Here is a 6,000-nt window from a genome sequence, read left to right as displayed (position 1 = left end):
GGTCGCGCCCCAGCACGACGCCCCGATTCCGCCGATCCCGCCGGTCGCGCCCCCGAACAGCGGCCCGATCCCGCCCGTCCCACCGCAGGGCGAGGATCCCATCCCCCCGCCTCCGAACGGCCAGCCGGTCCCGCCGCAGGGACACGCTCCGGTTCCGCCGGTCGCGCCTCCGAACAGCGGCCCGATCCCGCACGTCCCACCGCAGGGCGAGGGTCCGGTCCCTGCCCCTCCGAACGTCCCGCCGCCCCCGCCGCAGGCCGGCGGCCCGGTTCTGCCCGCCCCGACGCCGGGGGACGTCCTGCCCCCTCCGATCCAGGCGCCGGGCCAGATCCAGATCCCGCCGCAGGGTGAGGGCTCCACGGTCCAGCTCCCCGTCCCGCCGCAGGGAGAAGGTTCGACCGTCCAGCTCCCGGTCCCGCCGCAGGGGAACGGTCCGGGCTCCCCCGTTCCGGTGCAGGACGGTGGTCCGGTTCCGCCTGAGGAGCAGTCCGGCATGCCGGTGGACTATCCGACTCCTCCGGGCGGCATCCCCGTGATCACGCCGACGGCCACGCTCCCCGCGGTGCCTCCGCCTCCGGGAGGGCGGCTGCCGGCCTCGCTTCCGCCCACCGCTCCGGACGGCCGCCCGCTGATCCCGCCGCCTGCCCCCGGCGGCCCGGCCCCCTCGGCCGGCGACTCTGCGGCGGTGGAGCGGGGACCGTTCCAGCCGATCTCGGCCGTCACTCCGAGCGCTCCGGCCTCAACCCCCGCGTCGCCCGCCAAGGGCCGGGGGAAGACCGCGCTGCTGGCGGCGGGGGTGGCGATCGCGGTGGTCGGCATCGGGACCGGCGCCTTCTTCGCCTACCAGTCGTTCGGCTCCGGCAAGACCTCCTCGGCCGCCACGTCCGTACCGCTCCCCAGCGGTCCCCTCGACGAGCAGGTGGAACCGTCCGCCGCCCCCTCCCCCGCCGACACGGCCAAGCTCAACTCCGAGCTGACCGATCCCGGCAGGATGAGCGTGGGCGACGCCTTCAAGAAGAAGGTGACCATCGGCAAGACCACGTTCACCCTGGTCGAGACCCACATGACCCAGGACTGCGACAAGGCCGCGGCGGGCGCGTTCGCCACCGCGCTGCGCGCCGGTGACTGCCGCCGCGTGCTGCGGGCGACCTACGTGGACGGCAAGAAGAAGTACGCCGTGACCACCGGCGTCGCGGTCCTGCCCACCCGCGAGTCGGCCGTCAAGGTCGACCAGGCGAAGAACCTCGAGGACAACCTGTGGTTCCGCGGCCTGCCCGGCGACAGCGGCACCGGGGCCGAGCGCGTGCACATCGCGGGCGGTTACGCCGCGGGGCTGGTGTGGGGCCGCTACATCGTGTTCAGCTACGCGACCTTCGCCGACGGGCACACCCCGACCTCGAAGGAGAAGGGCCTGGGCAAGGTCAGCGGCGCCTTCCGCGACCAGACCGCCAAGGCCGTCGAACGCCGCGTCACCGACTGACCCCGATCACCCCGGCGGCGCCGGGTCGTCCCATCGGCGCCGCCTCATCCGCCGACCCGCCCGGCGGGGTGCCTCCGACCCGGACGCGCCCCGCCCACCGGGTACGGTCCAGCCGCCGAGAGCACGGACCCGGCGGGGCGGGGCCTGCTCTCGAAAGCCCCTATCCGACGCGTCCCCGAAGGTCGAGGCCCATGCTCCCCGGGACGCGCATCCCGATGGAGGGCCGGGATCCTGCTCGGGAACGCCCCCACCGGGTACGGCTCAGCCGCCGAGGGTGCGGACCCGGCGGGTGGCGGCGGCCCGGCCGGCGAGTTCCTCCGGCCCGGGATAGCGCACCTCCTCCAGGCAGAGGCCGTGGGCCGGGGCGACGTGCACCGCGGAGTCCCGTACGGCTCTGGCGAGCACCTGGCCGGGCCACTCCACGGGCAGGCGGCCTTCTCCCACGGCGAGCAGCGAGCCGACCAGCGCCCGCACCATCGAGTGGCAGAACGCGTCGGCGACCACGGTGGCGACCAGGATGCCGTCCTCCCGGACCCAGTCGAGCCGTTGCAGCTCGCGGATGGTCGTGGCGCCCTCGCGTTTCTTGCAGAAGGCCGCGAAGTCGTGCTCGCCCAGCAGGCGGGCCGCGGCGGTGTTGAGCCTGTCGAGATCGAGCGGGCGGGCGTACCAGACGACCTCGCGGCGGCGCAGCGGGTCCACACCGCCCGGAGCGTCGCAGACCCGGTAGGCGTAGCGCCGGGACATCGCCGAGAACCGCGCGTTGAAGCCCTCAGGAGCCACCGTGACGCGATGAACCCTGACGTCCGGATCCAGGATGCCCCCCAGCCTCCTGCGCAGACTGGAGAGCCGCTCAGCCATGAGCTCCTCGGACGCCGGCTCCCCGGGCCCTTCCGGAGGGGTCCCCGGGGACGGCCGGCGGCCGCGGCGGCCGTCCACCGCCGCGAGCGCCTCGGGTTCCAGGTCCACGTGGGCCACCTGGCCCCGGGCGTGCACCCCCGCGTCGGTCCGCCCGGCCACGGTCAGCGCGGGCGGGGCGGGCAGGCGCAGGATCCTGGCGAGGGCGTCCTCGATCTCTCCCTGGACCGTCCGCCTGCCCGGCTGTCTGGCCCAGCCGGAGAAGTCGGTGCCGTCGTAGGCGAGGTCCAGGCGCAGCCGTACCACGATGTTCCTCCCGGAGAACGGGAACGGGCCCGGCACCCCAGAAGGGGATGCCGGGCCCGTCCGCACGGCCTGACGGATCAGGCGTTGTCCTTCTTGGCCTCGGTCTCCTCGGCGGGAGCCTCGGCGGACTCCTCGGCCTGGGCGGTCTCCTCGGCCGGAGCCTCGGTGACCTCCTCGGCCGGGGTCTCGGCGACGTCCTCGGTCGTGTCCTCGGCGGCCGGGGCGGTCGCCGCGGCGGCGGCCGGAGCCTTGGAGACGCGGACCTGGTTCAGCGGCTCGGACACCAGCTCGATGACCGCCATGGGGGCGGCGTCGCCCTTGCGGAGGCCGACCTTGGTGATGCGGGTGTAGCCGCCGGGACGCTCGGCGAAGGTGGGCGCGATCTCGGTGAAGAGGTGGTGGACGACGCTCTTGTCGCGAACGACCGTCAGCACCTGGCGACGGTTGTGCATGTCGCCCTTCTTCGCCTTGGTGATCAGCTTCTCCGCCAGCGGGCGCAGGCGCTTGGCCTTGGCCTCGGTGGTGGTGATCCGGCCGTGCTGGAACAGCTGGGTGGCGAGGTTCGCCAGGATCAGCTTCTCGTGGGCCGGGCTGCCGCCGAGACGGGCACCCTTGGTGGGCCTGGGCATTGCGTGTTCTCCTTGAGAGTTAACCCGCCCCGGCCGTGTGAGGTACCGGGGTCGGGCCGGGGGCCGTGGCGGCCCCCGTTGGGCACATCAGTACTGCTCGGTCTCGACGTACGCGCTGTCGTCGTCGTCGTAACCGCCACCGGCCACCGCGGTCGGGTCGAACCCGGGCGGAGAGTCCTTCAGGGCCAGCGACATCTCGTGCAGCTTCTGCTTGACCTCCTCGATGGACTTCGCACCGAAGTTGCGGATGTCCAGCAGGTCCTGCTCGCTGCGGGCGACGAGCTCACCCACGGTGTGGATGCCCTCGCGCTTGAGGCAGTTGTAGGAGCGGACGGTGAGGTTCAGCTCCTCGATCGGCAGCGCCAGGTCGGCGGCCAGGGCCGCGTCCGTCGGCGACGGGCCGATGTCGATGCCCTCGGCCTCGACGTTCAGCTCGCGGGCGAGACCGAACAGCTCGACGAGGGTCTTGCCGGCGGAGGCCACCGCGTCGCGGGGCTTCATGCTCGGCTTGGTCTCGACGTCCAGGATCAGGCGGTCGAAGTCGGTGCGCTGCTCGACACGGGTCGCCTCGACCTTGTAGGTGACCTTGAGCACCGGGGAGTAGATCGAGTCGATCGGGATGCGGCCGATCTCCTGGCCCGGCTGCTTGTTCTGCGCGGCGGAGACGTAGCCGCGGCCGCGCTCGACGGTCAGCTCCATCTCCAGCTTGGCCTTGCCGTTCAGCGTGGCGATGCGCAGCTCGGGGTTGTGCACCTCGACGCCGGCCGGGGGCGCGATGTCGGCGGCGGTGACGTCGCCGGGGCCCTGCTTGCGCAGGTACATGACCACGGGCTCGTCGTGCTCGGAGGAGACGACCAGCTCCTTGAGGTTCAGGATGATGTCGGTGACATCCTCCTTGACGCCCGGGACGGTCGAGAACTCGTGCAGCACGCCCTCGATGCGGATGCTGGTCACGGCCGCGCCCGGGATGGACGACAGCAGCGTGCGCCGCAGCGAGTTGCCGATGGTGTAGCCGAAGCCCGGCTCCAGCGGTTCGATGATGAACTTGGACCGGTTCTCCTCGAGGTTCTCCTCGAGGAGGGTGGGACGCTGAGCGATCAGCATGTGGGTTCTCCCCTGGACGTGCGGCGCCCGCTATTTGACGCCGCTCGGTAATAACAGCATAGGTGCCGTACGGCGAACCGCACGGCACCTACGTGAGCGCTACTTGGAGTAGAGCTCGACGATCAGCTGCTCCTGCACCTGCGTGTCGATCTGCTGACGGACCGGCAGCTGGTGGATCAGGATGCGCATGGCCTCCGGAGCGACGCCCAGCCAGGCCGGGAAGGTCTTGTCGCCGGCGGTGGCGCGCGCCACCTCGTAGGGCAGCAGGTTGCGCGAGCGCTCGCGGACCTCGACGATGTCGTGCTCGCGGACGCGGTACGACGGGATGTCGACCTTCTTGCCGTTCACCAGGATGTGGCCGTGACGGACCTGCTGGCGGGCGGCGTCGCGGGACTCGGCGAAACCGGCGCGGTAGACCACGTTGTCGAGACGGCTCTCCAGGATCTGGAGGAGGTTCTCACCGGTCTTGCCGCCCTTGCGGTTGGCTTCCTCGTAGTAGTTGCGGAACTGCTTCTCGAGGACGCCGTAGATGCGGCGGGTCTTCTGCTTCTCACGAAGCTGGAGCTGGTACTCAGACTCCTTCGGACGACCGCGGCCGTGCTCACCCGGCGGGTAAGGACGGATCTCGATGGGGCACTTCGCGGACTCGCACTTCTTGCCCTTGAGGAAGAGCTTGACCTTCTCCCGACGGCAGAGCTTGCAGTCCGCACCCGTGTAACGAGCCATTTTTCTCTATCTCCTGGGCGTCAGACGCGACGGCGCTTGGGCGGACGGCAACCGTTGTGCGGAACGGGGGTGACGTCCTGGATGGAGCCGACCTCGAGACCGGTCGCCTGCAGCGAGCGGATCGCGGTCTCACGGCCGGAGCCGGGGCCCTTGACGAAGACGTCGACCTTGCGCATGCCGTGCTCCATGGCGCGGCGGGCGGCGTTCTCGGCGGCCATCTGCGCGGCGAACGGGGTGGACTTACGGGAGCCCTTGAACCCGACGTGGCCGGCGCTGGCCCAGGAGATCACGTTCCCGTTCGGGTCGGTGATCGAAACGATCGTGTTGTTGAACGTGCTCTTGATGTGGGCGTGCCCATGAGCGACGTTCTTCTTCTCCTTGCGGCGCACCTTCTTCGGGGCGCCCTGACGGCTCTTAGGAGGCATTCTTTGCCTTCACTCCTGAGGTCTTCGGTCCTGCGGCTGCGCGGACTACTACTTCTTGCCGGGCTTCTTCTTGCCGGCCACGGTCTTCTTCTTGCCCTTGCGGGTGCGCGCGTTGGTCTGCGTGCGCTGACCGTGCACGGGGAGGCCGCGGCGGTGCCGGATGCCCTGGTAGCACTGAATCTCGATCTTGCGACGGATGTCGGCCTGGACCTCGCGGCGGAGGTCACCTTCGATCTTGAAGTTGGTCTCGATATAGTCACGCAGCGGCACGAGCTCTTCGTCCGTGAGCTGGTGGACCCGCAGGTCGCCGCTGATGCCGGTGGCCTTCAGGGTCTCGAGCGCGCGGGTGCGGCCGATTCCGTAAATGTAGGTGAGAGCGATCTCCAGCCGCTTGTCGCGGGGGAGGTCGACGCCAACCAGGCGAGCCATGGTCGGGCATTCTCCTTCGTTGTGGCGGAGGTCTTGCGATTCACTA

7 protein-coding genes are annotated in these 6,000 nt (G+C 70.8%); 1 reads left to right on the top strand and 6 read right to left on the bottom strand.

What is annotated here, in order from left to right; all coding sequences use genetic code 11:
* Positions 1-493: 493 nt before the first annotated feature.
* The gene (locus Psi01_RS00200) at positions 494-1,480 is read left to right on the top strand and encodes a hypothetical protein (RefSeq protein WP_204061825.1); all 987 of its coding nucleotides are present in this window, start codon (positions 494-496) and stop codon (positions 1,478-1,480) included.
* Between the two features lie 261 nt (positions 1,481-1,741).
* Here Psi01_RS00200 and truA read toward each other — a convergent pair whose 3' ends face one another.
* The 6 genes from truA to rpsM all read right to left on the bottom strand — a co-directional run bounded on the left by truA (position 1,742) and on the right by rpsM (position 5,954).
* The gene (gene truA / locus Psi01_RS00195; protein WP_204061827.1) at positions 1,742-2,641 is read right to left on the bottom strand and encodes a tRNA pseudouridine(38-40) synthase TruA; all 900 of its coding nucleotides are present in this window, start codon (positions 2,639-2,641) and stop codon (positions 1,742-1,744) included.
* A gap of 77 nt (positions 2,642-2,718) precedes the next feature.
* Entirely contained in the window at positions 2,719-3,270 is a 552-nt protein-coding gene (rplQ, locus tag Psi01_RS00190) for a 50S ribosomal protein L17 (RefSeq protein ID WP_204061824.1), read from the bottom strand.
* An 87-nt stretch (positions 3,271-3,357) separates the two neighbouring features.
* Entirely contained in the window at positions 3,358-4,374 is a 1,017-nt protein-coding gene (locus tag Psi01_RS00185; protein WP_203877444.1) for a DNA-directed RNA polymerase subunit alpha, read from the bottom strand.
* Between the two features lie 99 nt (positions 4,375-4,473).
* Positions 4,474-5,100: a 30S ribosomal protein S4 gene (gene rpsD, locus Psi01_RS00180; RefSeq protein ID WP_068896557.1), complete on the bottom strand. Its 627-nt coding sequence runs from the start codon at positions 5,098-5,100 to the stop codon at positions 4,474-4,476.
* A gap of 20 nt (positions 5,101-5,120) precedes the next feature.
* Positions 5,121-5,525, bottom strand: a complete 405-nt coding sequence (gene rpsK / locus Psi01_RS00175) for a 30S ribosomal protein S11 (RefSeq protein ID WP_020542285.1) — start codon at positions 5,523-5,525, stop codon at positions 5,121-5,123.
* 48 nt (positions 5,526-5,573) lie between these two features.
* Positions 5,574-5,954: a 30S ribosomal protein S13 gene (gene rpsM / locus Psi01_RS00170; protein ID WP_204061823.1), complete on the bottom strand. Its 381-nt coding sequence runs from the start codon at positions 5,952-5,954 to the stop codon at positions 5,574-5,576.
* Positions 5,955-6,000: the final 46 nt, after the last annotated feature.

Source organism: Paraplanobispora siamensis (genome assembly GCF_016863175.1).
GTDB classification, from domain to species: domain Bacteria; phylum Actinomycetota; class Actinomycetes; order Streptosporangiales; family Streptosporangiaceae; genus Planobispora; species Planobispora siamensis.
This window is presented reverse-complemented; position numbering and strand designations above follow the sequence as displayed.